The 26,182-nt window shown below is 57.5% G+C and carries 19 protein-coding genes; 12 read left to right on the top strand and 7 right to left on the bottom strand.

What is annotated here, in order from left to right:
- Nucleotides 1–62 precede the first annotated feature (62 nt).
- The 5 genes from glgB (at nt 63) to glgP (ending at nt 9,517) form a co-directional block, all read left to right on the top strand.
- Nucleotides 63–2,249 (top strand): 1,4-alpha-glucan branching enzyme, encoded by a 2,187-nt coding sequence (gene glgB, locus A1830_RS00095; protein ID WP_067699927.1) that lies wholly within the window; start codon nt 63–65, stop codon nt 2,247–2,249.
- Nucleotides 2,246–4,231, top strand: a complete 1,986-nt coding sequence (glgX, locus tag A1830_RS22880; protein WP_197473269.1) for a glycogen debranching protein GlgX — start codon at nt 2,246–2,248, stop codon at nt 4,229–4,231. Before glgB ends, glgX begins: the two co-directional genes overlap by 4 nt.
- A 12-nt stretch (nt 4,232–4,243) precedes the next feature.
- The gene (glgC, locus tag A1830_RS22875) at nt 4,244–5,533 is read left to right on the top strand and encodes a glucose-1-phosphate adenylyltransferase (protein ID WP_067699925.1); all 1,290 of its coding nucleotides are present in this window, start codon (nt 4,244–4,246) and stop codon (nt 5,531–5,533) included.
- 81 nt (nt 5,534–5,614) lie between these two features.
- Nucleotides 5,615–7,048, top strand: a complete 1,434-nt coding sequence (gene glgA, locus A1830_RS00080) for a glycogen synthase GlgA (protein ID WP_067699923.1) — start codon at nt 5,615–5,617, stop codon at nt 7,046–7,048.
- A gap of 21 nt (nt 7,049–7,069) precedes the next feature.
- Nucleotides 7,070–9,517: a glycogen phosphorylase gene (gene glgP / locus A1830_RS00075; RefSeq protein WP_067699921.1), complete on the top strand. Its 2,448-nt coding sequence runs from the start codon at nt 7,070–7,072 to the stop codon at nt 9,515–9,517.
- 124 nt (nt 9,518–9,641) lie between these two features.
- On the opposite strand, the gene glpD is transcribed toward glgP, so the two are convergent.
- Nucleotides 9,642–11,150, bottom strand: a complete 1,509-nt coding sequence (gene glpD, locus A1830_RS00070) for a glycerol-3-phosphate dehydrogenase (RefSeq protein ID WP_067699919.1) — start codon at nt 11,148–11,150, stop codon at nt 9,642–9,644.
- Between the two features lie 225 nt (nt 11,151–11,375).
- Here glpD and glpE point away from each other — a divergent pair, with 225 nt between their 5' ends.
- The 4 genes from glpE to malQ all read left to right on the top strand — a co-directional run bounded on the left by glpE (nt 11,376) and on the right by malQ (nt 15,824).
- Nucleotides 11,376–11,702, top strand: a complete 327-nt coding sequence (gene glpE / locus A1830_RS00065; protein WP_067699917.1) for a thiosulfate sulfurtransferase GlpE — start codon at nt 11,376–11,378, stop codon at nt 11,700–11,702.
- 221 nt (nt 11,703–11,923) lie between these two features.
- Complete coding sequence (gene glpG / locus A1830_RS00060) at nt 11,924–12,739, top strand: rhomboid family intramembrane serine protease GlpG (protein ID WP_067700692.1); 816 nt, start codon at nt 11,924–11,926, stop codon at nt 12,737–12,739.
- Between the two features lie 44 nt (nt 12,740–12,783).
- The gene (locus tag A1830_RS00055) at nt 12,784–13,542 is read left to right on the top strand and encodes a DeoR/GlpR family transcriptional regulator (RefSeq protein WP_067699914.1); all 759 of its coding nucleotides are present in this window, start codon (nt 12,784–12,786) and stop codon (nt 13,540–13,542) included.
- A 221-nt stretch (nt 13,543–13,763) separates the two neighbouring features.
- Complete coding sequence (gene malQ, locus A1830_RS00050) at nt 13,764–15,824, top strand: 4-alpha-glucanotransferase (RefSeq protein WP_067699911.1); 2,061 nt, start codon at nt 13,764–13,766, stop codon at nt 15,822–15,824.
- Nucleotides 15,825–15,828: 4 nt separating this feature from the next.
- Here the strand turns inward: malQ and nfuA are convergent, their stop codons facing one another.
- Nucleotides 15,829–16,404 (bottom strand): Fe-S biogenesis protein NfuA, encoded by a 576-nt coding sequence (gene nfuA / locus A1830_RS00045; RefSeq protein ID WP_067699907.1) that lies wholly within the window; start codon nt 16,402–16,404, stop codon nt 15,829–15,831.
- A gap of 58 nt (nt 16,405–16,462) precedes the next feature.
- Nucleotides 16,463–17,146 (bottom strand): DNA utilization protein GntX, encoded by a 684-nt coding sequence (gntX, locus tag A1830_RS00040; protein WP_067699904.1) that lies wholly within the window; start codon nt 17,144–17,146, stop codon nt 16,463–16,465.
- Nucleotides 17,147–17,180: 34 nt separating this feature from the next.
- Here gntX and bioH point away from each other — a divergent pair, with 34 nt between their 5' ends.
- Nucleotides 17,181–17,957: a pimeloyl-ACP methyl ester esterase BioH gene (gene bioH / locus A1830_RS00035; protein ID WP_067699901.1), complete on the top strand. Its 777-nt coding sequence runs from the start codon at nt 17,181–17,183 to the stop codon at nt 17,955–17,957.
- Nucleotides 17,958–18,128: 171 nt separating this feature from the next.
- Entirely contained in the window at nt 18,129–18,398 is a 270-nt protein-coding gene (locus A1830_RS00030; RefSeq protein WP_067699898.1) for a YdgH/BhsA/McbA family protein, read from the top strand.
- 35 nt (nt 18,399–18,433) lie between these two features.
- Here A1830_RS00030 and A1830_RS00025 read toward each other — a convergent pair whose 3' ends face one another.
- From A1830_RS00025 to A1830_RS00010, 4 genes are all read right to left on the bottom strand, one after another.
- Nucleotides 18,434–20,137 carry an alpha-amylase family glycosyl hydrolase gene (locus A1830_RS00025; protein ID WP_067699895.1) on the bottom strand — a complete coding sequence of 568 codons (1,704 nt, stop codon included), beginning with the start codon at nt 20,135–20,137 and terminating at the stop codon, nt 18,434–18,436.
- A gap of 114 nt (nt 20,138–20,251) precedes the next feature.
- A complete protein-coding gene (feoB, locus tag A1830_RS00020; protein ID WP_067699892.1) occupies nt 20,252–22,552 on the bottom strand; it encodes a Fe(2+) transporter permease subunit FeoB in 2,301 nt (766 codons plus the stop codon).
- A gap of 13 nt (nt 22,553–22,565) precedes the next feature.
- The gene (gene feoA, locus A1830_RS00015) at nt 22,566–22,790 is read right to left on the bottom strand and encodes a ferrous iron transporter A (protein WP_067699889.1); all 225 of its coding nucleotides are present in this window, start codon (nt 22,788–22,790) and stop codon (nt 22,566–22,568) included.
- Nucleotides 22,791–22,938: 148 nt separating this feature from the next.
- A complete protein-coding gene (locus A1830_RS00010) occupies nt 22,939–25,260 on the bottom strand; it encodes a Tex family protein (protein ID WP_067699886.1) in 2,322 nt (773 codons plus the stop codon).
- Between the two features lie 197 nt (nt 25,261–25,457).
- Between A1830_RS00010 and A1830_RS23115 the strand changes: the two genes are divergently transcribed.
- A partial coding sequence (locus tag A1830_RS23115) for an S-type pyocin domain-containing protein (RefSeq protein WP_231877539.1) occupies nt 25,458–26,182 on the top strand: 725 nt, incomplete at its 3' end.

The raw sequence follows: 26,182 nt of genomic DNA, 5'->3' as shown, positions 1-26,182 counted from the left end.
GAAGAGCAGTTCATTCCTGAAATAATTGGGGATCGTCTGCCCTATATCATGGGAAGAAAGTCATGTCCGCGCCTACGGATCGTCAGCTTATTAATGCATTAATTTCGGGTCACTATGCTGATCCTTTTTCGTTACTTGGCATGCATCAGACTGAAAACGGTCTGGAGGTCAGGGCATTGCTGCCTGATGCTACCGAAGTCTGGGTGATTGAAACCAATACCGGGCGTAAGTGCGCTCAGCTTGAATGCCTTGATTCACGCGGGTTCTTCAACAGCGTCATTCCCCGTCGCAAAACGCCCTTTCGCTATCAGCTGGCCGTCACCTGGCATGGACAGCAAAACCTGATTGACGATCCCTACCGGTTCGGCCCCCTGCTGGCCGAGATGGATAGCTGGCTGCTGGCGGAGGGTACCCATCTGCGTCCGTATGAAACCATGGGCGCCCATGCGGATGTGATTGATGGCGTGCCCGGTACCCGTTTCTCAGTATGGGCACCGAATGCCCAGCGGGTCGCAGTGGTGGGGGATTTCAACTACTGGGACGGCCGACGCCATCCCATGCGTTTTCGTCGGGAAATTGGCGTCTGGGAGCTGTTTATCCCCGGCGCGGTGACGGGACAGCTCTATAAGTTTGAAATGATTGATGCGCACGGACAGCTGCGCCTCAAGTCGGATCCCTACGCCTTTGAAGCACAAATGCGGCCGGAAAGCGCGTCAATGATCTGCGGGATCCCGCCCAAGACGGCGATGACGGAAGCGCGTAAGCGGGCGAATGATTTTGATGCGCCGATCTCCATCTATGAAGTACATCTGGGATCCTGGCGGCGTCATACCGACAATAATTTCTGGCTGAGCTACAAGGAGCTGGCCGAGCAGCTTATCCCCTATGTGAAGGAGATGGGCTTTACCCATCTGGAGCTGATGCCGATTAACGAGCATCCGTTTGACGGTAGCTGGGGATATCAGCCTACCGGCATGTATGCGCCAACGCGCCGCTTTGGCACCCGCGACGAGTTTCGTAATTTTATCGCCGTCGCTCACCAGGCGGGGCTGAATGTCCTGCTGGACTGGGTGCCGGGCCACTTCCCGTCCGATGATTTCGGTCTGGCCAGGTTCGACGGCACCGAGCTCTATGAGCATGGCGACCCGCGTGAAGGCTACCATCAGGACTGGAATACCCTGATCTACAATTTTGGCCGCCGTGAGGTCAGCAATTACCTGGCCGGTAACGCGCTCTACTGGATCGAACGCTTTGGCATAGACGGGCTGCGTGTTGACGCCGTGGCCTCAATGATCCATCGCGACTACAGCCGCGCCGAAGGGGAGTGGGTGCCGAATCATCTGGGTGGGCGAGAAAATCTCGAAGCCATCGAATTTCTGCGCTACACCAACCGAACGCTGGGCCAGACGGTTCCTGGTTCGGTCACCCTGGCCGAAGAGTCAACTGACTTCCCGGGCGTAACGCGTCCACCTGAGTCGGGCGGCCTGGGCTTCTGGTACAAGTGGAATCTGGGCTGGATGCACGACACCCTGGATTATATGAAGCTGGACCCGATATACCGCAAGCACCATCACAACAACCTGACCTTCGGCATGCTCTATAACAGCACCGAAAATTTTGTGCTGCCGCTTTCGCATGATGAGGTGGTCCACGGTAAAAAGTCGATCCTCGGCAGAATGCCCGGCGATGCGTGGCAGAAATTCGCCAACCTGCGGGCCTATTACGGCTGGATGTTCGCTTATCCGGGCAAAAAGCTGCTGTTTATGGGCAACGAATTCGCCCAGGGCAAGGAGTGGAATCACGATATCAGCCTGGACTGGCATCTGCTGGAGGGCGGAGACAACTTCCACCATGGCGTGCAGCGGCTGGTGAAGGATCTGAACCACACCTATCGCGATAATCCGCCGCTCTATCAGCTCGACTTTGATCCCGCCGGTTTTGAATGGCTGGTGGTGGATGACTTTGAGAATTCCATTTTTGTTTTTGTCCGTCGTGACCGCGAGGGCAATGAGCTGATCGTCGCCAGTAACTTTACGCCGGTCACCCGACATCACTATCGCTTTGGCGTGACACAGCCGGGTAGCTGGCGTGAAATCCTTAATACCGACTCGGGGCATTATCACGGCAGCAACACGGGTAACCTGGGGGTGATTCACTCCGAGGCACATCCCAGCCACCATCGCGATCATTCGCTCAGTATGACGCTGCCGCCCCTGTCCACGGTGTGGCTGGTCAGGGAGCCAGCGTGAATCGGGTCCTGCCGGGAAGATCCGCGCCAGCCGGTGCCGTTATGGACGGCAATGGCGTTAATTTTACGCTGTTTTCCCGGCACGCCGAACGCGTGGAGCTCTGTCTGTTTGATGAGCAGGGCGTGGAGACGCGCAGAGATTTACCGGGCCGTACCGGTGATATCTGGCACGGCTACCTGGCGGGCATAGGCCCGGGCCAGCGCTATGGTTATCGCGTACACGGCCCGTGGCAGCCACAGCAGGGGCACCGCTTTAATCCGTTTAAGCTGCTGGTGGACCCCTGTGCGCTGGCGATTGAAGGCGGCGTGCCGGACGACCCGCGCTTTCAGTGTGGCGATAGTGAAATGGATCAACGCGACAGCGGCCCGGTTGCGCCGAAAAGCGTGGTGCTGTCCGGTGACTTCAACTGGGAGGGCGACAGCGCGCCGCGCGTTCCATGGGGAGAGACGGTTATTTATGAGGCGCACGTTCGCGGCCTGACTCAGCGCCATCCGGGCATTCCGCCTGAGATACGCGGCACCTATGCCGCGCTGGGCCATCCGGTGGTGACCGACTACCTGAAGCGCCTTGGCATCACCAGCCTGGAGCTGTTGCCCATCGCCTGTTTTGCCGATGAGCCGCGTTTGCAGCGCGCCGGGCTGACTAATTACTGGGGCTATAACCCGCTGGCGCCCTGGGCCGTTGATGCCCGCTACGCCTCGGGCGCGAATGGGGCGGATCCTCGTAGTGAATTTCAGCAGGCGGTCAAAGCGCTCCATCTGGCAGGTATCGAGGTGATTCTGGACGTGGTGTTTAACCATACCGCGGAACTGGAAGAGACTGGCCCGACCCTCTCCGGCCGCGGCGTGGACAACAAAAGTTACTACTGGCTGGGTGAAAGCGGTGAGTACGAAAACTGGACCGGCTGCGGCAATACGCTAAACACCAGCCAGCCCAGCGTCATGCAGTGGACGCTCGACTGCCTGCGCTACTGGGTGGAGGTCTGTCATGTGGACGGTTTTCGCTTCGATCTGGCCCCGGTGCTGGGCCGCACGCCGGAATATCGTCGTGATGCGGAAATGTTGCAGCTGATCAAAGCCGATCTGCTGCTCGGCAACTGCAAAATTATCGCTGAACCCTGGGATATCGGCCCGGAGGGGTATCAGCTGGGGCAGTTCCCGCCGCCGTTTGCAGAATGGAACGACCAGTTCCGCGACGTCATGCGCCGCTACTGGCTGCATGGCGATATGACCAACGGGGAGTTTGCCAGCCGGTTTGCCGCCTCCAGTGACCTGTTTCAGCAGGATGACAGGCGACCCTCGGCGACCATCAACCTGATTACCTCCCATGACGGCTTTACCCTGCGTGACGTGGTCAGTTTCAACCAGAAGCACAACGAGGCCAACGGTGAAGATAACCGTGACGGGCATAACGCTAACTTTAGCCATAACCACGGGGTGGAAGGGCTCGATGCCCCGCAGGCGGTCAGGGAACAGCGTCGTCGCAGCGTACAGGCCCTGCTCACCACGCTGCTGCTGTCGCAGGGTACGCCGATGCTGCTGGCCGGTGATGAGCACGGCCACAGCCAGCACGGCAACAATAATGCCTACTGCCAGGGTAACGCGCTGACCTGGCTCAACTGGGATGATAACGATAGCGAACTGTTCGCCTTCACCGCCGCGCTCATCCATCTGCGGCGACGTATTCCGGCGCTCGGCTGCGATAGCTGGTGGCAGGAGGGCGATGGGAACGTTGAGTGGCTCGGCCAGCATGGAAAGCCGCTGGATGCCAGTGCGTGGCAGGAGGGGCTGCAACCACTGCAAATCCTCCTCTCGCAGCGCTGGCTTATTACCATGAACGCCACCGAAGAAGTGTGCGAACTGATATTACCCCTGGGGGAATGGCGCGCCATCCCTCCTTTCGCCGGGGATGATAACCCGATTCTGTCAACTGTCTGGCATGGAGCCGCGCACGGCGTGTGCGTATTCCACAAACAATCATAACAGGAGTCAGACATGGTCAAATTAGATAAGAACGATCCCCTGATGCTGGCAAGACAATTGCCATCTCAAACTGTTGCCCTGATCCTGGCGGGCGGACGAGGCACGCGATTGAAAGACCTGACCGCGACCCGCGCCAAGCCCGCCGTCCACTTCGGCGGAAAATTCCGCATCATCGATTTTGCTCTGTCGAACTGCCTGAACTCCGGGATCCGACGGATCGCGGTGATCACCCAGTATCAGTCCCACACGCTGGTGCAGCATATTCAGCGCGGGTGGTCCTTTTTAAATGAGGAGATGAACGAGTTTGTCGACCTGCTGCCCGCGCAGCAGCGGCTCTCGACCGAGCACTGGTATCGCGGCACCGCCGATGCCGTCACCCAGAATCTCGATATCATTCGCCGCTATCAGGCGCAGTACATCGTGATCCTGGCCGGCGATCATATCTATAAAATGGACTACTCACGGATGCTGCTGGATCACGTGGAGAACGGCGCGAACTGTACCATTGCCTGCCTGCCGGTTCCCATTGAAGAGGCCAGCGCATTCGGGGTGATGGCGGTCAGCGACGATAACAAAGTGGTCGGCTTTCTCGAAAAACCCGCCGATCCACCTTCGATGCCGGGCGATAAAACCCAGGCGCTGGCCAGCATGGGAATTTACGCCTTCAACGCCGAGTATCTCTATCAGCTGCTTGAAGAGGACCTGGCGCTGCCGGAGTCGAATCACGACTTCGGCAAGGACATCCTGCCCAGGGTCGTGGCAACCGGCGAAGCGCTGGCCCACTCCTTTAGCGACTCCTGCGTGCAGAGCGATCATAGCTCACTGCCCTACTGGCGTGACGTGGGTACGCTCGAAGCCTACTGGAAAGCTAACCTCGATCTTGCCTCAGTGATGCCGGAGCTGGATATGTACGATCGCGACTGGCCGATCCGCACCCATATGGAGCCTCTGCCGCCTGCGAAATTTGTCCAGGATCGATCCGGCAGCCATGGCATGACGATGAATTCGCTGGTATCGGGAGGCTGCATTATCTCGGGTTCGGTGGTGGTCAATTCGGTGCTGTTTTCCCGCGTGCGCATCAACTCATTTTGCAATATTGATTCCTCCGTTCTTTCGCCGGACGTGGTGGTTGGACGCTCGTGTCGCCTGCGCCGCTGCGTGATTGATCGTGCCTGCGAACTTCCGGAGGGGACCGTCATTGGTGAGAACCCGGACGACGACGCGCGCCGTTTTTATCGTTCTGAAGAGGGCATTGTTCTGGTGACCCGCACTATGTTGGCGAAGTTAGGCTGGCGGAACTGAAGCCTTTAACAACGCTGGGCCGTAATAAGAAAAAACATCTGATGCGGGTCAATGCGTCAGCATACAGTTAAGGGGTTGATAATGCAGGTGTTACATGTCTGTTCAGAGATTTTTCCACTGCTAAAAACGGGTGGACTAGCTGATGTTGTCGGAGCATTACCTGCGGCGCAAATCGCAGAGGGGATTGATACCAGAGTGTTGATCCCGGGTTTCCCGGATATTAAAAAAGGGGTGAAGGATACCCAGGTTGTCGCCACGCTGCAGACGTTCGCGGGCAGAGTAGAGCTGCACTATGGAGAATTTGCAGGCGTAGGGATTTACATCATTGATGCGCCGGGGCTGTATGACCGGCCAGGCAGTCCCTATCACGATGAATCGCAGTACGCCTATACGGATAACTATCTGCGCTTCGCGCTGCTGGGCTGGATGGGATGTGAACTGGCCTGCGGCGTGGATAACCTGTGGCGACCGGAAGTGGTACACGCGCATGACTGGCACGCGGGCCTGGCCTGTGCCTATCTCGCCGCGCGCGGACGGCCTGCTAAATCGGTCTTCACCGTGCATAACCTCGCCTATCAGGGGCTGTTTGCCGCGCACCATCTGGAGGAGATAGAGCTGCCCGCCGCCTATTTCGATATGTTCGGCCTGGAGTTTTTCGGTCAGATCTCCTATCTGAAGGCGGGTCTGTTTTTTGCCGATCATATTACGGCGGTTAGCCCAACCTATGCGCGGGAAATCACCCTGCCTGAGTTTGGCTACGGCATGGAGGACCTGCTGCGGCAGCGGCAGATGGAAGGGCGACTAACCGGCATCCTGAACGGTGTCGATCCGGCCATCTGGGACCCGGCACACGATCTGCTGCTGACCGCGCGCTACAACCGCGATGTCCTTGATGCGAAGGTTGAAAACAAGCGCCAGCTGCAAATTGCCATGGGGCTGAAAATAGATGAGAAGGTGCCGGTCTTTGCCGTCGTCAGCCGCCTGACGAAACAGAAAGGGCTGGATCTGGTACTCGAGGCGCTCCCCGGCCTGCTGGAGCAGGGTGGTCAGCTGGTGCTGCTGGGGGCGGGCGATGCCGTTCTGCAACAGGGCTTCCTTGCCGCGGCGGCGGAGTATCCGGGGCAGGTGGGCGTGCAGATTGGCTATCACGAGGCGTTTTCCCACCGGATTATGGGCGGAGCCGACGTGATTATGGTGCCGAGCCGCTTTGAGCCCTGTGGCCTGACGCAGCTCTACGGGCTGAAATACGGCACGCTCCCACTGGTCCGGCGCACCGGTGGCCTGGCGGATACCGTCAATGACAGCTCGCTGGAAAACCTTGCCGACGGCATTGCCAGCGGATTTGCCTTTGAGGACAGCAACGCCTGGTCGCTGCTGCGCGCCATCCGCCGCGCCTTTGTTTTGTGGTCCCGTCCCTCGCTGTGGCGCTACGTACAGCGCCAGGCGATGGCGATGGATTTTAGCTGGCAGGTGGCCGCGCTGGCCTACCGCGATCTTTATCAGCGGCTGTTGTAATCAGTGAATGGGAAAATTGCTATGAAGGCTCCTTTTACCTACACCGCCCCCACGCTCAGCGTGGAGGCGTTAAAACATTCCATTGCCTATAAACTGATGTTTACCCTGGGTAAGGATCCGGTCATCGCCAACAAGCATGAATGGCTGAATGCTACGCTGCTGGCGGTGCGGGACCGTATGGTTGAGCGCTGGCTGCGTTCCAATCGCGCGCAGCGCTCGCAGGATGTTCGCCAGGTCTATTATCTGTCGATGGAATTTTTGGTCGGGCGGACGCTCTCCAACGCGCTGCTCTCCATGGGGATTTACAACGATGCCCGCGACGCCCTGAATGAGATGGGGTTCGACCTGGAGGAACTGATCGAAGAGGAGAGCGATCCGGGGCTGGGCAATGGGGGGCTTGGGCGGCTGGCAGCCTGTTTCCTGGACTCGCTGGCGACGCTGGGGCTACCGGGACGCGGCTACGGCATTCGTTATGATTACGGCATGTTCAAGCAAAATATCATCGACGGACGCCAGGCGGAATCACCGGATTACTGGCTGGAATATGGCAATCCCTGGGAGTTCCAGCGCTACAACACCCGCTACAAGGTGCGCTTCGGCGGCCGTATTCAGCAGGAGGGCAGTCGTTCCCGCTGGCTGGAGACCGAAGAGGTACTGGCCATGGCGTACGATCAGATCATCCCCGGCTATGATACCGATACGACTAACACGCTGCGGCTCTGGAGCGCGCAGGCCAGTAATGAAATCAATCTGGGGAAATTTAACCAGGGCGATTATTTTGCGGCGGTAGAGGATAAAAACCATTCAGAGAACGTTTCCCGCGTACTCTACCCGGACGATTCTACCTACTCCGGACGGGAGCTGCGCCTGCGCCAGGAGTATTTTCTGGTCTCGGCGACGGTACAGGATATTCTTGCCCGCCACTGGACGATGCATAAAACCTTCGACAATCTGGCAGACAGGATTGCTATTCACCTGAACGATACTCATCCGGTGCTGGCCATCCCCGAACTGATGCGTCTGCTGATAGATGAGCATAAATATAGCTGGGACGATGCGTTTGAAGTGACCTGCCAGGTCTTCTCCTACACCAACCACACCCTGATGCAGGAGGCGCTGGAAACCTGGCCCGTGGATATGATTGGGAAAATCCTGCCGCGCCACCTGCAAATTATTTTCGATATTAACGATTACTTTCTCAAAACCATTCAGGAACACTATCCCGACGACTGGGATTTGCAGGCGCGCATTTCGATTATTGATGAAAATAACGGACGTAAAATACGGATGGCCTGGCTGGCAGTCGTGGTCAGCCATAAGGTTAATGGCGTCTCTGAACTGCACTCTACGCTGATGGTCCAGTCGCTGTTTGCCGATTTTGCCGCGCTGTTTCCCGGCCGCTTCTCCAATAAAACGAACGGCGTGACGCCGCGTCGCTGGCTGGCGCTGGCTAACCCGTCGCTCTCCGGCGTACTGGACGAAACGATTGGCCGGACCTGGCGTGTGGACCTGAGCCAGCTGGACGAGCTGAATCAGTATATTGACTACCCCAGCTTTTTGACGCAAATCAGCGATTCCAAGCTGAAAAATAAGAAACGCCTGGCAGAATATATTGCGCAGAAAATGGATATTGTTGTTGATCCCCACGCGCTGTTCGACGTGCAGATCAAACGTATCCATGAATATAAGCGCCAGCTGCTTAATGTGCTGCACGTCATTACCCGCTATAACCGCATTAAGGCCGACCCGGATGCAGACTGGGTACCGAGGGTGAACATCTTTTCCGGTAAGGCCGCCTCGGCATACACCATGGCGAAGCATATTATCCATCTGATCAATGATGTGGCAGAGGTGATCAACAACGATCCCCAGGTACGCAATAAGCTGAAGGTGGTCTTTATTCCCAACTACAGCGTCAGCCTGGCGCAGATCATTATTCCGGCCGCCGATCTCTCTGAGCAAATTTCACTGGCGGGTACCGAGGCTTCCGGCACCAGTAATATGAAATTTGCCCTTAACGGCGCGCTGACCATCGGTACGCTGGATGGTGCCAACGTTGAAATGCGGGAGCACGTTGGTGAAGAGAATATCTTTATCTTCGGAAATACCACGCCGCAGGTAGAGGCACTGCGAGCGGCTGGCTATAACGCGCGCGAAATCTATGAGCAGGATGCCGAACTTCATCTGGCGCTGACGCAGATTGCCACCGGGCAATTCAGCGCACAGGATGCAGGGCGTTACCGGAATATTTTTGATTCCCTGGTAAGCCTGGGCGATTACTATCAGCTGCTGGCGGACTATCGCAGCTATGTGGACACACAGGATAAGGTAGATGAGCTGTATCGCAATCCCGACGACTGGACGAGAAGGGCGCTGCTGAATATTGCCAATATGGGCTATTTCTCTTCTGACCGCACCATTCAGGAATATGCGGATGAGATTTGGGGGATAAAGCCGGTACAGCTTTAGGTTTAGGCGGGGGGGCACACCGGACCGGTTCGCACTGCTGTCAGTTATGGCTGACAGCAGTCTCCTGACCAGGTATTAGTTAATGCTGACAGCAGTTTTACCCCGTCCCGCTGTTATTTCGTCATTAAGAAGCCAGCGATAGCGCAGGCTTTTTCGCATGCTGCGCCAGCCATGCCCCAACGTGCGCGCGCTGCTCATCATTCAGCCACATACCCAGCTTGGTACGGCGCCACAGTGCATCATCCTGCTCACGCACCCACTCATTGGCTACCAGGTAGCGCAGTTCCGCTTCATACAGATGATGGCCAAACAGCTCGCCCAGGTCCTCCAGGCTTTTGGCCTCTTTCAGGAACAGCTCGGTGTTGCTGCCATAGGTACGGGCATAGTGACGCGCCATGGCCTCACTGATAAACGGATAGCGACGACGCAGGCTGGCGGCGTAGTCTTCACGGGTGCCGGCAATATCGCCCCCGGGCAGCACGCAGGATTTGGTCCATGCCGGGCCTGCTTTAGGATAATACTTCGCCAGCTTTTCCATCGCGTGTTCAGCCAGCTTGCGATAGGTGGTCAGCTTGCCGCCAAATACCGACAGCAACGGTGCCTGGCCGTTATCATCGCGGACGTCGAGCGTGTAGTCACGGGTGATAGCCTGAGGCGAATCCGATTCATCATCACAGAGCGGACGGACACCGGAATAGGACCAGACGATATCCTCAGCGGTCAGCGCCTTTTTGAAGTGGCTGTTAAACACGTTCAGCAGATAGGCCGTCTCTTTCTCATCAATATGCACGTTTTTCGGGTCGCCCTTATACTCGACGTCGGTCGTGCCGATAATGGAGAACTCATCCATCCAGGGGATCACAAACACGATGCGGTGATCTTCATTTTGCAGGATATAGGCCTGCTTCTGGGTGTGAACGCGCGGCACCACGATATGGCTACCTTTGATCAGGCGGATGCCGTAAGGGGATTTCAGCTTCAGGCCGTCGTCAAACAGCTCTTTAACCCAGGGACCCGCAGCATTGACCAGACCCCTGGCCTGCCAGGTAAAGGTTTTACCGCTGTCGACGTCTTCCGCTTCCACCATCCACAGATTGTTTTCACGCCATGCACGGGTCACTTTGGTACGGGTACGGACTTCGCCGCCGCGCTTTTCCACTTCCTGCGCGTTTAACACCACCAGGCGGGCATCATCAACCCAGCAGTCTGAATATTCGAAACCGCGCACGATCTCGGGCTTTAACACTGAATCTGCACCAAATCGCACACCTTTACTGCCGGGCAGGCTGGTACGCTTGCCCAGGTGGTCATACATAAACAGGCCTACCCGGATCATCCAGGCCGGACGCAGATGAGGACGATGTGGCAAACGGAAACGCATAGGGAACGCGATATGCGGGGCCATTTTCAGCAGGACTTCACGCTCCGCCAGCGCTTCGCTGACCAGGCGGAATTCATAGTGTTCCAGATAGCGCAGGCCACCGTGGATCAGTTTGGAGCTGGCTGAAGAGGTGGCGCAGGCCAAATCTTGCGCTTCCAGCATCAGTACTGACAGGCCGCGTCCAGCAGCATCTGCCGCAATCCCAGCGCCGTTGATACCGCCGCCGATTACGATCAAGTCTTTGGTTTCCACGTCATCCCCTCCGATGTTCGGAATAGTTCTCAAATGTTCGTTTTCGAGCATAATAATAATCGCAAACCAACATTGATGCCAGCGTTAACCGAATAAAAACATTTATGCGTGATGCAGGTAACAAAATTGCCCCCAGAAAAGAGGATTAACCCTGCGGCTATCCGGGTTATAGTCTTCATCGTTCGCGTTACAATGGATCTTATTTCGCTCTTACGGGACACCATCATGGATCAATTTCAGTGCATCAGCGTGCAGCAGGCCCAGGCACAGCTAATCGAAAAACAGGCGCAGATGGTCGATATACGCGATCCGCAAAGCTATGCGGTGGCACACGCCACCGGTGCGATCCACCTGACTAATCACTCACTGAGTGCCTTTATTGAACAGACCGATGTGGCCACGCCGGTGCTGGTCATGTGTTACCACGGCATCAGCAGTAAAAGTGCGGCGCAGTACCTGCTGACTCAGGGTTTTACTGAGGTCTACAGCGTAGATGGCGGGTTCGAGGCCTGGCAGGCCGCTTTCCCGCTGCGGGTGGAAAGCCTGGCATAAGGGGTGAGCGCAGGTTGGGTGTAACAGCCTGTACCCGGTAAAACAGTAAGATATCCCCGTCAAATTTCAGGTTGCAGGGGTGTTGGCTGCGTTCACTCACCCCAGTCATTTACCTTTTTAAGCTCCCGGGGATCCACTCTCTTGCCGCCTTCCTGCAACTCGAATTATTTAGGGTATATACTGTTCTTTTTTGATGATAAACAGGGACTTCCACGGTGATGATGCGCATTACTGAATTTTCCAATCCCCGTATGGCGCAGGCCTTTGTGGATTATATGGCTACCCAGGGCGTAGCGATCAGGATTGAACACGAGAACCAAAGCATCCTGTGGCTGGATGATGATACCAGGGTCAGCCTGGTTGAAAGCGAACTTGAGCGGTTTATCCGCGATCCTAATCACCCACGCTACCAGGCCGCGAGCTGGCACTCTGGCACCACCTCCAGCGGCCTTCGCTATCAGGGATCGTCGCTGATGGCTAACATCACCCAGCGCGCGGGACCGCTTACGCTGACGGTTATCGGTCTTTGTGTCCTGGTTTTTATCCTGATGCAGCTGCTGGGCGATCAAACCGTCATGTCGTGGCTGGCGTGGCCCAGTGAAAACCAGCATTTTCAGCTGTGGCGCTGGTTTACCCCGGCTCTGCTGCACTTCTCGTTTCTCCATATCGCTTTCAATCTGCTGTGGTGGTGGTATCTCGGCGGGGCCATTGAAAAACGTCTCGGGGCCGGTAAGCTCTTTGTGATTTTGGTGATATCCGCCCTGCTCAGCGGCTGGATGCAGTCCCGCTTCAGCGGCGTAATGTTTGGCGGACTCTCCGGCGCGGTCTATGCGCTGATGGGCTATGCCTGGCTCAGAGGCGAGCGCGATCCCGATAGCGGCGTGTATCTGGAGCGTGGGATGATGGTCTTCGCGGTGGTCTGGCTGGTGGTAGGCTATATGGGGTGGTTTGGGCTGTCCATTGCCAACGCCGCGCATGTGACCGGGCTGCTGGTGGGGCTGGCAATGGCCTTTGTTGATACCCGTAATGTCAAATGAGCCTGTAGGTATAGCGGGCACGGTCGCGAAAACAGGAGAGCTATGTGAAGCAGACGCAACGTCATGACGCCATCATCGAGCTGGTGCGTCGTCAGGGGTATGTCAGTACGGAGGAGCTGGTGGAGCATTTTACCGTCAGCCCACAAACGATTCGCCGCGATCTGAACGATCTGGCTGAACAGAACAAAATTCAGCGTCATCATGGCGGCGCGGCCCTGCCGTCCAGCTCGGAAAATACGGCCTGGCAGGATCGCAAGAGAATGTGGTCGGCGGAAAAGGCGCGTATCGCCCAGCGGGTCGCCAGCCACATTCCCGATGGTGCCTCTCTGTTTATTGATATTGGCACCACGCCTGAGGCGGTGGCCCATGCGCTGCTTAATCACAGCAATCTGCGGGTGGTGACGAATAACCTCAACGTGGCGATGCTGCTTATGTCGAAACCCGACTTCAGCCTGATTATCGCTGGCGGCGAGGTACGCACCCGTGATGGCGGTATCATCGGCGAAGCGACGCTGGACTATATCTCCCAGTTCCGCCTGGATTACGGCATTCTGGGCATTAGCGGTATTGATATGGATGGCTCGCTGCTTGATTTCGACTACCACGAGGTGCGCACCAAGCGGGCAATTATCGAGAACTCACGCTGCGTGATGCTGGCGGTCGACCACTCCAAGTTTGGCCGCAATGCGATGATCAATCTGGGGGATATGGGCCTGATCGATTATCTGTTTACCGACGAAGCCCCGCCCCCTGGCGTGCTGAAGATGATTGAACAGCATGATGTGCATCTTGAGCTTTGCTGAAGTTTGACCCTTATCAAGTTGTAGCATGGATGCTGCTCCGCTTTCAGAACGTTGCCCTCACACCAGAATATCTTCTCCGCCGGGAAGCTTTTTTATCCGATCCGGTCTTAACTGTAAGAGCCTGTAATTGTGTTTTTTATCAACGGTGAACCACAGCGTGGAACGCGCCTTTCATCATGATCAACAGCCTGTCAGGCAGGGCAAACCGTAAGGACGGGACAATGGATAACAAGTTTGAGCAGGCTTCAGCGGCAGCGGGAATAGCCGCAAACTATATCAATGCAAAAGGTGAACCCGAGGCAATAAGCCAGCAGGTTCGTCAGCGCCTGCTGGCTGCAATGTCTGAAGCTGGCAGGACGAAGCCTGGTCCGATCCCGGCCTGCAAAGTGTTTACCCGTCGGCGCAGCGTAAAGGTCGATATTGCCGGACGCGGCGAGTATCAGTGGCAGCTGGTGTTGGAAAGCGGACGGGAATACAGTGGCCAGGTAAGTGCGGGCCAGGCGCTGCCGCTGCCGGGCAGCCTGCCGTTTGGCTATCATCAGCTTCATCTTCACCAGGGTAAAAAAGACTGGACGTGCCGGATTATCGTCGCGCCAACGCGCTGCTTCGAGCCTGAACCGCTGCGGCAGGGGGCAAAGCTGTGGGGTGCCTGCGTGCAGCTCTACACCCTGCGGTCCGAAAGTAACTGGGGGATGGGTGATTTCAGCGATCTGAGACAGATGCTGGCGGAGCTTGCCGATCGCGGCGGTGCCTTTATTGGACTCAATCCAATTCATTCGCTTTACCCTGCCAGCCCGGAAAACGCCAGTCCATACAGCCCTTCATCACGGCGCTGGCTGAATGTGCTCTATATCGACGTAGCGGCGGTGCCGGACTTCCAGCAGAGCGTCGCTGCTCAGCGCTGGTGGCAGCAAAAAAACACCCAGGCGCAGCTGGCGAAGGCCAGACAGAGCGACTGGGTGGACTACTCCCGGGTGGCAGAGCTGAAAATTGCCGGCCTGCGGCATGCCTGGCAGCAGTTTGAGCAGCGCACAGCAGATGACCCGGCCGTTAGCGAATTTGAGGCGTTTATTGTCGGTGGTGGATCAGGTCTCTGGTGGCAGGCGACCTACGATGCGCTGCATGGTGCGATGCTGCAGGAGGATGCAGCACGCTGGGGCTGGCCAGCCTGGCCGGAGGTGATGCAGGATCCCGGCGGCCAGGCGGTGCAGCAGTTTTGTCAGCAAAATAAGCGGGAGATCCGCTTCTGGCTCTGGCTTCAGTGGCTGGCCGCAGGCCAGTTTGACGCCTGCTGGCAGCTTAGCCAGCAGCGGGGGATGCCGGTAGGATTATATCGCGATCTGGCGGTTGGCGTTTCAGAAGGCGGAGCGGAAACCTGGTGCGACAGAGCGCTCTACTGCCTGGGGGCGTCGGTTGGCGCGCCGCCGGATATCCTCGGCCCGCTTGGGCAAAACTGGGGGCTGCCGCCGATGGATCCGCATGTTATGGCCGCGCGCGGCTACCAGCCCTTTATCGACATGATCCGAGCCAATATGGCGAGCTGCGGCGCCCTGCGCATCGATCATGTTATGTCAATGCTGCGCCTGTGGTGGATCCCCGCCGGGGAAACGGCCAATTTTGGTGCCTATGTCCATTACCCGGTGGAGGATTTGCTGGCGATCCTGGCGCTGGAAAGTCAGCGCAACCAGTGCATGGTGATCGGGGAGGATCTGGGAACCGTCCCACAGGAGATCGTCGCCCTGCTAAGGGACAGCGGTATCTACTCGTGGAAGGTGCTCTATTTCGAGCAGCAGGATAAGGACAGCTACCGTTCCCCCGAGGCCTGGCCACGGCAGTCAATGGCCAGCGCCACGACGCACGACTTGCCTACCTTACGGGGTTTCTGGACGGCAGATGACCTGGCGCTGGGCGAGCGGCTGGGGCTTTACCCGGACAAAGTCATCCTGCGCGGACTTTATGAGGACCGCGCCCGGCAGAAACAGGCCCTGCTGAATGCGCTGCATCAGTATGGCTGCCTGCCAAAGCATAGCGGTAAAAAAGCCAGCCGGATGAAAATGAGCCACGAACTGAATCGCGGCATGCAGCGATTTATCGCTGATAGCGAAAGCGCTTTACTCGGCCTGCAACCGGAAGACTGGCTCGATATGGACAAGCCGGTTAACGTTCCCGGAACCACCGAACAGTACCCCAACTGGCGGCGCAAACTGAGCGCCACGCTGGAGGAGATGTTTGCCGATCCGCGCGTTAACCGCTTAATCAAAGATGTTGATCGCAGACGGTGACGTTTTAGTAGAAAGAGTGCTCGCCGCGCTGATGCTCGGTCAGGTCGCGCACGCCCTTAAGTTCAGGGAAGGCCACCAGCAGCTCTTTTTCGATGCCTTCTTTCAGGGTCACGTCAACCATTGAACAGCCGTTACAGCCGCCGCCGAATTGCAGAATAGCGTAGCCGTCGTCGGTAATTTCCATCAGCGAAACTTTGCCGCCGTGGCTGGCCAGCTGCGGGTTAATTTGTGCCTGTAGCTGGTACTCCACGCGCTCGATAAGCGGGGCGTCATCACTGACCTTACGCATCTTGGCATTGGGTGCCTTAAGCGTAAGCTGAGAACCCAGATTATCGGTAACGAAGTCGATTTCAGCGTCGTCCAGGTACGGCGCGCTCAGTTCGTCAACAAAGGCCGAAAGCTTGTCGAACTTAAGTTCAGTATCGGTGGCTTCAATGGCATCGGGTGGACAGTAAGAGACGCCACATTCCGCGGTCGGCGTACCCGGATTAATAACGAATACGCGGATCTGGGTGCCCTCTTCCTGTTTCGAAAGCAGTTTTGCAAAGTGCTCTTGCGCAGAATCAGTAATTCGGATCATGGCGATTGCTCAATAGTTGACTAATTTAGTTGGTTATAATACGCCCATCGCCGACGCTCTACAAGGTTCGGCACAGGCACCATATCTCTACGCTGGCCGCACCGGCGGCCAGCAGTATGCGGCTAATTTCCTGAGCGGTACTGCCCGTGGTGACCACATCGTCCAGCAGAGTGATATGCCGCTCCCTGACGTCAATTTCAACCCTGAATGCACCGCGTAAATTACGCCGCCGTGCAGATGCAGTTAAGCGGTGCTGGATTTTTGCCTTACGGGTGCGTTTAAGAGCTGCGGGGAGATAGCGGCAGCCGCAGCAGTGGGCCAGGTAGCGGGCGATGTCATCCATCTGATTAAAGCCCCGCTGCCAGGCGCGATTCTTCTGTAACGGTACCGTCATCATCACATCAGGTCTACGCAGCCCGTGCTGACGGCGGGCTGCGAGCCAGGCGAGCAGCATCAGCCTGGCCAGCATCAGCGAAAGCGCGGTGACGCGATAAAACTTCAGGCGCTTAACCAGCGCCTTAACGGGCGGCTGCCAGTCGCAAACCGCAACGATCCTGCTCCAGGCCGGGGGGTGGACCAGGCAGCGACCACAGGGGGTTCCCTCATGCAGAGCGGGCAATCCGCAGCGTGGGCAGCACGGGGGCAGACGGGGCAGGTGGCGCAGGCACAGGCTACAGCAGCCATGATGGGCGATGGCTAACGGCATCTGGCATAGCCAACAGAGGGCAGGGATTGATAGCATAGCGGCCTCCATGGCAAAAACAGGATATTAACGGATGACTCAGCTTTACTGGCAGACTATCGGCGACGGCGATCGCGATCTTGTGATGCTGCACGGGTGGGGGCTGAATGCGGGCGTATGGCAGCATCTCATTGCGCGGCTCAGCCCTCATTTTCGTCTGCATCTGGTCGATCTGCCGGGCTACGGTCGCAGCCAGGCCTTTCCGCCGATGCACGTTGAGGAGATGGTTGAAACTCTGTTGCCGCAGGCTCCTGCGCGGGCGATATGGCTGGGCTGGTCACTGGGTGGCCTGGTCGCCAGCAAAATGGCGCTGCTGCACCCCGGGCGCGTAGCCGGACTGGTTAGCGTGGCGTCATCACCCTGTTTCACCGCCGAAGAGGAGTGGCCTGGCATCAGGCCTGAAACGCTAAGCGGCTTTCAGCACCAGCTTAGCGAAAATTTTCAGCGCACCGTTGAGCGGTTTCTTGCCCTGCAAACGCTGGGTACGGAATCGGCCCGTCAGGATGCGCGCCTGTTAAAGAGCGTGGTACTGGCCCTGCCATCCCCGTCGGTTGAGGTATTGAATGGCGGGCTGGAAACGCTGCGCACCCTCGATCTGCGCCAGGAAATGTTGACGCTCAGCGTGCCGCTGCTGCGTATTTATGGCGCCCTTGATGGCCTGGTCCCGCGCCGGATAGCGCCAGTGCTGGATAAAGCATGGCCCGGCAGCCGGTCGGTTATTATTGAAAAAGCGGCACACGCGCCCTTTATTTCCCACCCGGACGTTTTTTGCGATCGACTTAAGGAATTCGCCCTTGAAATCCCCCATTAATTTTCGCTTACAAAACTGGCAATTTATTCGTTTCCGGTAATAATCAGTGAGGTGAGCAGGGGCGCTTACTTTTACCTCTGAGCTGTCCAGGGAGCGGGCCCGGGTTTCCTCCCTGTCTGATCATCAAGCGGCTGCTTATTCCTTACAACAATATTAACTGGAGTATCTTTGATGAAAATGATTAAAACTGTTGCGATTGCTTTAGTGATGGGTTCTGTTTCTTTCGGTGCCTTTGCGGCAAAAGAAGTCACCAAAGAAGAAGTGAAAAGCATGAAGCTGGAAAAAATTGGCACGGTCAATACGACGGCGGAAACGACGTCACCGATGGATGCCAAACATGCGTTATCCAAACTGGCTGATGAGAAAGGCGGTAAATACTATCTGATTATCGCCGGTCGTGAGCACGGTAAATTCAGCGCCGTTGCAGACGTTTATAAATAATATGGCGGGCGGGGTCTCCCCCCGCCCGACTCCCCTCAGGCCCGTTGTGGGCAGCTTTCCAGCCACAGCCAGTGCCATGGGGCCAGCGTCAGTTCCGCCTCGCTCTCTATAATGACATTGTGATAAATATCACGGTAGCGTTCTCTCTCCGGCGGTGACCAGGTTATTTCCCGACTGCTGAGGTTGTAAACACAAAGCAAAGCCTCCCCCCCCTTAACTGCCTGCCTGCGGAAAATAAACAGGGCATTATCGCTCGCCAGTACCGTCATTGGATTATCAGGGTGCAAGGCAGGCTGGCGGATCCGCAGCTGAATCAGTCCGCTGAGTGCGTAATAAACCCGATGGCGCAGCGTTTGCTTATTGGCGAGCGCCGCTTCAATGTCGTGGAGCGCATATTTCTCGCGGTTAACCGCCCGGTTATGCCCCGCCGCCTTAACCCCCGCCATATCATTCCGCGAGCCGAGAATACTCTGAATATATATCGCGGGAACGCCAGGGAAAGCCAGCAGTAGCGCATGCGCTAGCATAAAGCGTTGCAGGCGAATATCGTCACTCTCCTCTTTGCTGTTTAGTGCGTCCATATAGGTGACGTTAATTTCATAGGGACTGGCGGTGCCGTCAGGGTTATTTTTATAAGAAATCAGCGCGCCTTCCATCGCCAGATCCCGCACCAGCGACACTATTTCCGTCTCAGGTAAAAGCCCCCTCAGTGGATTCAGACCGATGCCATCATGGGAAGCCAAAAAATTGAAATAGGTGGTCCTGCCGTCGCCCGCTGGCAGCGAGCTGGCCCACTGCTTCAGCGCGCGGGACGAACCGTAATGGATGGCATGCAGTACCAGCGGCGGCAGCGAAAACTGATACACCATCTGCGCCTCGTCCTGCCCGTTGCCAAAATAGCTGATATTGTCCCGGTGCGGCACATTGGTTTCCGTCACAATCACCGTACCGGGCGCGACCTCACCGGCGATAGCGCGAAATAATTTAACCAGCAGATGGGTTTTTTCCAGATGAATGCAGGCGGTACCGGGGGTTTTCCACATATAGCCCACTGCATCCAGCCGGACATAGTCTGCCCCCTTCGCCAGATAGTCCAGCAGCACCTCCACCATCATCACCAGCACCCTGGGATTGGCGAAGTTAAGGTCAATCTGGTCCGCGCTAAAAGTCGTCCAGATAAACCGCGTGCTGCCATCGGCCAGCGTAAAAGGGGTGAGCAGAGGGGAGGTTCTTGGCCGGGTGACGCTGCTGAGATCGGTCGCCGGGGGCATACTGATAAAGAAATCATCCCAGCCGGGATCCATTGCCAGGTAGTGTTTGAACCAGGCGCTGTGCGCTGACATGTGGTTGCAGACGAAATCAAACATTAGCCGGACGCGCTGATGCAGCGCGGCGACATCGGACCATTCGCCACAGGCCGGGCTGACCTGATGGTAATCCATTACCGAAAAACCATCGTCGGACGACCAGGGAAAAAAAGGCAGCAGGTGAACCAGGTTAAAGCTGGCGTGAAGATAGCGCTGATAAAAACGGCAGAAGGTTTGCAGAGTGGGGGCATCACTTTCACGAAACTGATCGGCATAGGTGATCAGCACCACATCTTTTTCATCCCAGTGGGCCTTGCGCGGGTGGTTGATGGCGCTGCGGGTATGTTGAATGCTTTCTGTCAGCCTTTCCCGACAGGCGGCGGGAAAGGCATGGTCATAGATTTTATCGAGCAGGCTGTTGATAATTTCCATTTTTATACAGTGCGCCACCGCATTTTTGGACAGCTACGTTAACTTTCACTGTAGACCCTGGAAGCAAAACCGCAACTGCAACGAAGCGGTCGACAAGGGCATGATGCCGCTAAATCAGTGACAGCTGCCGTTACGGGGGCAGCCGGGGCAGCCCTTTTCAGCAACGGGCCTGACCGCCAGCGGCGATGCAGGGAGCGTGATACTCCGCAGCACCAGCCACAGCACGACATTAAAGGCACATACCGCCAGCAGCACGATGGTGCTGTACTGAGGATGTTCACTAAAGGTCGCCACCTGATAAAACAGCGTTGCCAGGCACCAGGCCAGGTTCAGCCCCCAGAATATAGAGAACAGCATCCAGCGGCCGCTGCTTTCACGGGCAATCGCGCCCATCACCGATACGCAGGGCACGTACAGCAGCACGAAAATCAGGTAGCTATAGGCGGCGGCATCGTTGGCAAATTTGCTGTGCATCACACCCATCGCCCCGCCGGCCATCTCGCCGTCGCCTTTGCTGGCCTCAACGGGATTAGACAGCACGCTAAGGCTGAACGCCTCTTTTACTCCATCCCAGGTTTCCTGGACCGCCGTCGCCAGCTCCCCGGTCAGGCTGAAACTGGCGGCATCAAACGGCTCTTCATGCAGCGCCTGTGCGGTATAGAGCGTATTCAGCGTGCCGACTACCACCTCTTTTGCCATTGCGCCGGTGACCAGGCCAACCGTTGCCTGCCAGTTATCATCATGTATGCCCATCGGTGACAGCAGCGGCGTCAGATGGCGGCTGACGCTGGCCAGCGCGGAGTCATTAATCGTGGATACCGGCTGTCCGCTGAACGAGAAGCTGTTCAGGCCGCCTATCACCACGCAGACCAAAACAATCACTTTCCCGGCCCGCAGCACAAAGCTTTTCAGCCGCTGCCAGGTTTGTAATAGCAGGGTTTTCAGGTGCGGAACGTGCCAGGTGGGCAGCTCCATTACGAAGGGCGTGGCCTCGCCGCGCAGAAGCGTATGCTTTAACAGCAGCCCGGTGAGGATGGCCACGGCAATGCCCAGCAGATAAAGGCTGAAAACCACCAGCGATCCCCGCTGACCAAAAAAGGCGGAAGCGAATACCGCGAAGATAGCCAGCCGCGCGCCGCAGGACATAAAGGGCGCCATCAGGATGGTCAGCAGGCGCTCACGCGGGGCATCCAGCGTACGGGCGCCCATGACCGACGGGACATTACAGCCAAAACCGACAATCAGCGGCACGAAGGATTTACCCGGTAATCCTATCGCCTGCATCAGTCGATCCATGACAAAAGCGGCTCTGGCCATATAGCCGGAATCCTCCATCAGGGACAGGAACAGGTACATCAGGCCGATTTGCGGCACCAGCGGCATCACGGTATTGATGCCACCACCAATGCCCTGTGCCAGGAACAGCGTCAGCGGCAGTGGGAAATGCAGCACTGCGCCGATCCACTGTATGCCATGAATAAAAATCGCCGCCGAGCCAATCTCAAATAGCGGCTGTAGCGCCCCGCCGAGATTAATGGCCAGAAAGAACATCAGGTACATCATCAGCAGAAATATGGGCAGTCCAAGCCAGCGATTAAGCACCAGGCTGTCGAGGCGGGCAGAGAGGCGGTGCGGCGTGGCCAGGTGCGTATCCGTTACGGTGCGGTAAACGGCCTCAATGGCCTGATAACGGGCAGAGACAATCTTTAGCGGGGCATCGTGCAGATTAAGTGCATCAGGCGATCCTGCGGGTGTTGCCACCCGGGCCAGGCTGTAGACATCCCCTTCCAGCGCCTGGAGCGCCAGCCAGCGCTGCTGTACCGGGGGAAGGTTTTCCGGCATGGCGTCGCACAGCTGCCGGACGCGAGCCTCGACATCCGCGGGGTAGGGGATGTTAACGTTACCGATGGAGCGATGAGCGTCGTCAATGGCTTTTTTCAGCCTGTCGATGCCCGTTCCCCGGTTCGACACCATAGGGATCACCGGGCAGCCGAGCTGTTTTTCCAGCGCGGCAACGTCAGGCGCGATATGCTGATTTTCAGCAATATCCAGCATATTCAGCGCAACGATGCAGGGTACCCCCAGTTCCTGAAGCTGGAGGGTAAGGTACAAATTGCGCTCAAGATTGCTGGCATCCACGACGTTAATGACCAGGTCAGCTTCGCCGCTCAGCATATAGCGACAGGCGATCTGCTCGTCAGGCGAGGCCTGTTCCGATACCGTCGTCAGGGAATAGGTACCGGGCAGGTCAATCAGCCGCACCTTGTGCTGAGCGGTGGTAAAGGTGCCTTCCTTGCGTTCAACCGTTACCCCAGCCCAGTTCCCGACCCGCTGCCGCGCGCCGGTGAGCTGGTTAAACAGCGTGGTTTTACCGGCGTTAGGGTTGCCAATCAGCCCGATGGTATACGTTTTCATCCTTACCTCCGCCTCAGTTCAGGGATTCAAGGCGAAGAAACGCCAGATCTTTTTTACGCAGCATCAGGCTGACGCGGCGCGTTTCGATTTGCACCGGGTCGCCAAAGGGCGCTACGCGCTTTACCTGGAAGGTCGCGCCGGGCAGCAGGCCGTGTGACAGCAGCTTCTGGCGAAACGCGGTATTGATGGTGGGCGAGAAACTAACGATTTTGTAGTGCTGCAAGGGTACAACAGGCATATTTTTACCCCGTGGCGTGGAAAATTGCCGCATCGTGATAATTGAGGGGGGTAATTATAATGAGAATTATTCTCGTCGGTATTGACGCAAAACAATTTTCAGGGGAGTGGGAAGGGCGGATACGGCGATCCGCCCTGGGGTAATGCCGTTATTTTTTGCCGAACGCCGCCGCCAGCGCATCGCCCATAGCGCTATTGCTGGCGGGCTGTGCCGGACGCGGACGGGATTTCGCCGCCGGACGGCCTGCATCACGGTTGTTGCTGGCCGGACTGCGGCGCGGTGAAGCGGCTTCACCCGGCTGTTCGTCCAGACGCATGGTCAGCGCGATGCGCTTGCGCTGCAGGTCAACCTCCATCACCTTGACCTTAACGATATCGCCCGCTTTCACCACCTTATGCGGATCGTCGACAAACTTATCGGAGAGGGAGGAGATATGTACCAGCCCGTCCTGATGAACGCCGATATCGACAAAGGCGCCGAAGTTAGTCACGTTGGTAACCGCCCCTTCCAGCACCATACCCGGCTGCAGGTCGTTCATGGTATCCACGCCCTCAGCGAACTGCGCCGTCTTAAACTCCGGACGCGGGTCACGGCCGGGTTTTTCCAGTTCCCGGATAATATCGCTGACGGTCGGTACGCCGAACCGCTCATCGGTAAAGTCCACCGCGCGCAGGGTGCGCAGCGCCGTCGGATTACCCATCAGCACATCCAGCGACTGTTCGGTGGCGGCCAGAATGCGCTGCACGACCGGGTAAGCCTCCGGGTGAACCGTTGAGGCATCCAGCGGGTTTTTACCCTGGCTGATGCGCAGAAAGCCAGCGCACTGTTCAAAGGCTTTTGGCCCCAGACGGCTCACCGCCAGCAGCTGCTGGCGGTCCTGAAAGCGACCATTCTCATCACGCCAGCTGACGATATTCTGTGCCATCATTTTGCTCAGCCCGGCCACTCGGGTCAGTAGCGGCACCGAGGCGGTATTCAGATCCACGCCGACGCCGTTTACGCAGTCTTCCACGACCGCATCCAGCTTTTTCGCCAGCTGGCTCTGGCTGACGTCGTGTTGATATTGGCCCACGCCGATCGATTTCGGGTCGATCTTCACCAGTTCAGCGAGAGGATCCTGCAGGCGGCGCGCGATGGAGACGGCCCCACGGATCGAGACGTCCAGATCCGGGAACTCCAGCGCAGCCAGCTCGGAGGCGGAATAGACGGATGCGCCCGCTTCGCTGACGATCACCTTCTGCGCCTGTACCTGGGGGAATTGCTTCTGGACGTCGATAAAGAAGCGTTCGGTTTCACGTGAGGCGGTGCCGTTGCCGATCGCCACCAGCTCCACCTGATGTCGGGTGCAGAGTGCGGCCACCGCGGCGGCCGCTTTCGCCGCCTGCCCGGTATGCGGGTAAATGGTGTCGGTGGCAACCACCTTGCCGGTGGCGTCAACGACCGCAACTTTTACGCCGGTACGCAGTCCAGGATCCAGGCCCATGGTCGCCCGCATCCCGGCGGGTGCCGCCATAAGCAGGTCGTGCATATTGCGGGCAAAAACGTTGATTGCCTCATCTTCAGCGCGCTCGCGTACCGTACCCATCAGCTCGGTTTCCAGGTGCAGAAGCACCTTAATACGCCACGTCCAGCTGACCACGGCCTTACGCCATGCGTCCGCTGGGGCGTTATTCAGCCGCAGGCCAAGGTGGTCGATAATAATCTGCTCGCCGTGGCTTTCGCGCGGCGGCTCGTCAAACTGTGGGTCCGGATTAAGCGATAGCTGCAATATGCCTTCATTGCGGCCGCGAAACATCGCCAGCGCACGATGGGACGGCACGGATGCCAGCGCTTCATGGTGATCAAAGTAGTCGCGGAACTTCGCGCCCTCTTCCTCTTTGCCTTCCGTCACGCGCGAGACCAGGTGGGCGTTCTTCCACAGCCAGGCACGTACCTGAGCCAGCAGCGTGGCGTCTTCTGCAAAGCGCTCCATCAGAATGTAGCGGGCGCCGTCCAGCGCGGCTTTGGTATCGGCAACGCCCTTATCGGCATCTACGAAGCGGGCGGCCAGCGTCTCCGGGAGGTGAGATGGATCCTGCCACAGCGTCTCGGCCAGCGGTTCCAGACCGGCCTCAATGGCGATCATTCCACGCGTACGGCGCTTTGGCTTATAGGGCAGGTAGAGGTCTTCGAGTTCGGTTTTGCTCAGGGTGTTGCTGATGGCGTTAGCAAGCTCGTCGGTCAGCTTGCCCTGGTCGCCGATGGATTTGAGAATCGCCTGGCGGCGCTCGGACAGCTCGCGCAGATAGCCCAGCCGGGTTTCCAGCTGGCGTAGCTGGGTATCATCCAGGCCACCGGTCACCTCCTTACGATAGCGTGCGATAAACGGCACGGTGTTCCCTTCATCCAGCAGACGAACAGCGGCATCAACCTGCTCTGTCCGTGCCTGGAGTTCATTTGCAATTATGCGGCTCAGTGATTCTTTCATCATCGGTTACTTTGTGGCTTAAGAGTCAGCGGACAGTTATACGGATTGCGGGCAAAAATTGCCAGCGGCGGGGCGGTAAATCCACGTCATTAGGAATTGTTCNCCTGTTCTCCCCGGTTTGTTTCAGCGTGAGCCGTCACTGGCGTAGTAAAAGCGTCGGCCGGATTAAATAAAAAGTACCCCGGAAAAGGAACTTAAGGATGAGTAAAAAGGAAGGAAACCCGCGCTCGCGGGACATTACCCCCATTTATCTGGGCGACGGAAAGTTTCAGTTTAAGGGCCCCCAGAAAGCCTGCTATTTGACATTAATGAATGGCGGAAGCTGGGCATGGGTTATGGACAGAGGTGACGGGGGCATTGCGTTTTGCATGCCTTTGTCAGACAGGGAAATTAAGCTCGCCCTGGCCATGTTGGGCGTTTCAGAGTCACCCCGGTATACCCCGGAAACGGTTAAAGCGGCCGAAGCGTCTCTGACTGCTGCTGGCGCGCTGGCGCTGGCGCGAGCCCCGGGCGCGGTACAGCTGGCAATCGCCGGAGAAGGGGTGATGGGTGCTGCCAGCTCCTTGCTGGCCGCGTTAGGCCGGGCCGCCTCGGCTGTGGCCGCAGGCGCGGCAGGCGGCATTGCGATTGCCGCCATTTTCCATTCTCCGGAGGTGGGGGCTGGCAGCGACAGAGTGCCGGGGCGTGATGTCGCTGCGATGTTCGCAATGCCTGCCAGCACTCTGTTACCTAACAGGAAAGGGCTGGAGCCGGGCGTACGGACGGCAGACCTGGCGGTACGCGCTTCGCTGGTGATGAGCAACGGTGAGCTGGCGTTAAAACTGCTGAAAACCGGAGAGGGTGGATTACCGTCGGCGGTACCGGTCCTGACGGCGGTGCGGGATGCAGCGACAGGGCTGGATATCATCACGCTGCCTGCGGTAGC

The sequence above is a fragment of the Erwinia sp. ErVv1 genome, assembly GCF_900068895.1.
GTDB lineage: Bacteria > Pseudomonadota > Gammaproteobacteria > Enterobacterales > Enterobacteriaceae > Erwinia.
Note: the sequence above shows the minus strand (reverse complement) of the source record. Positions and strands in the feature narration are given on the sequence as shown.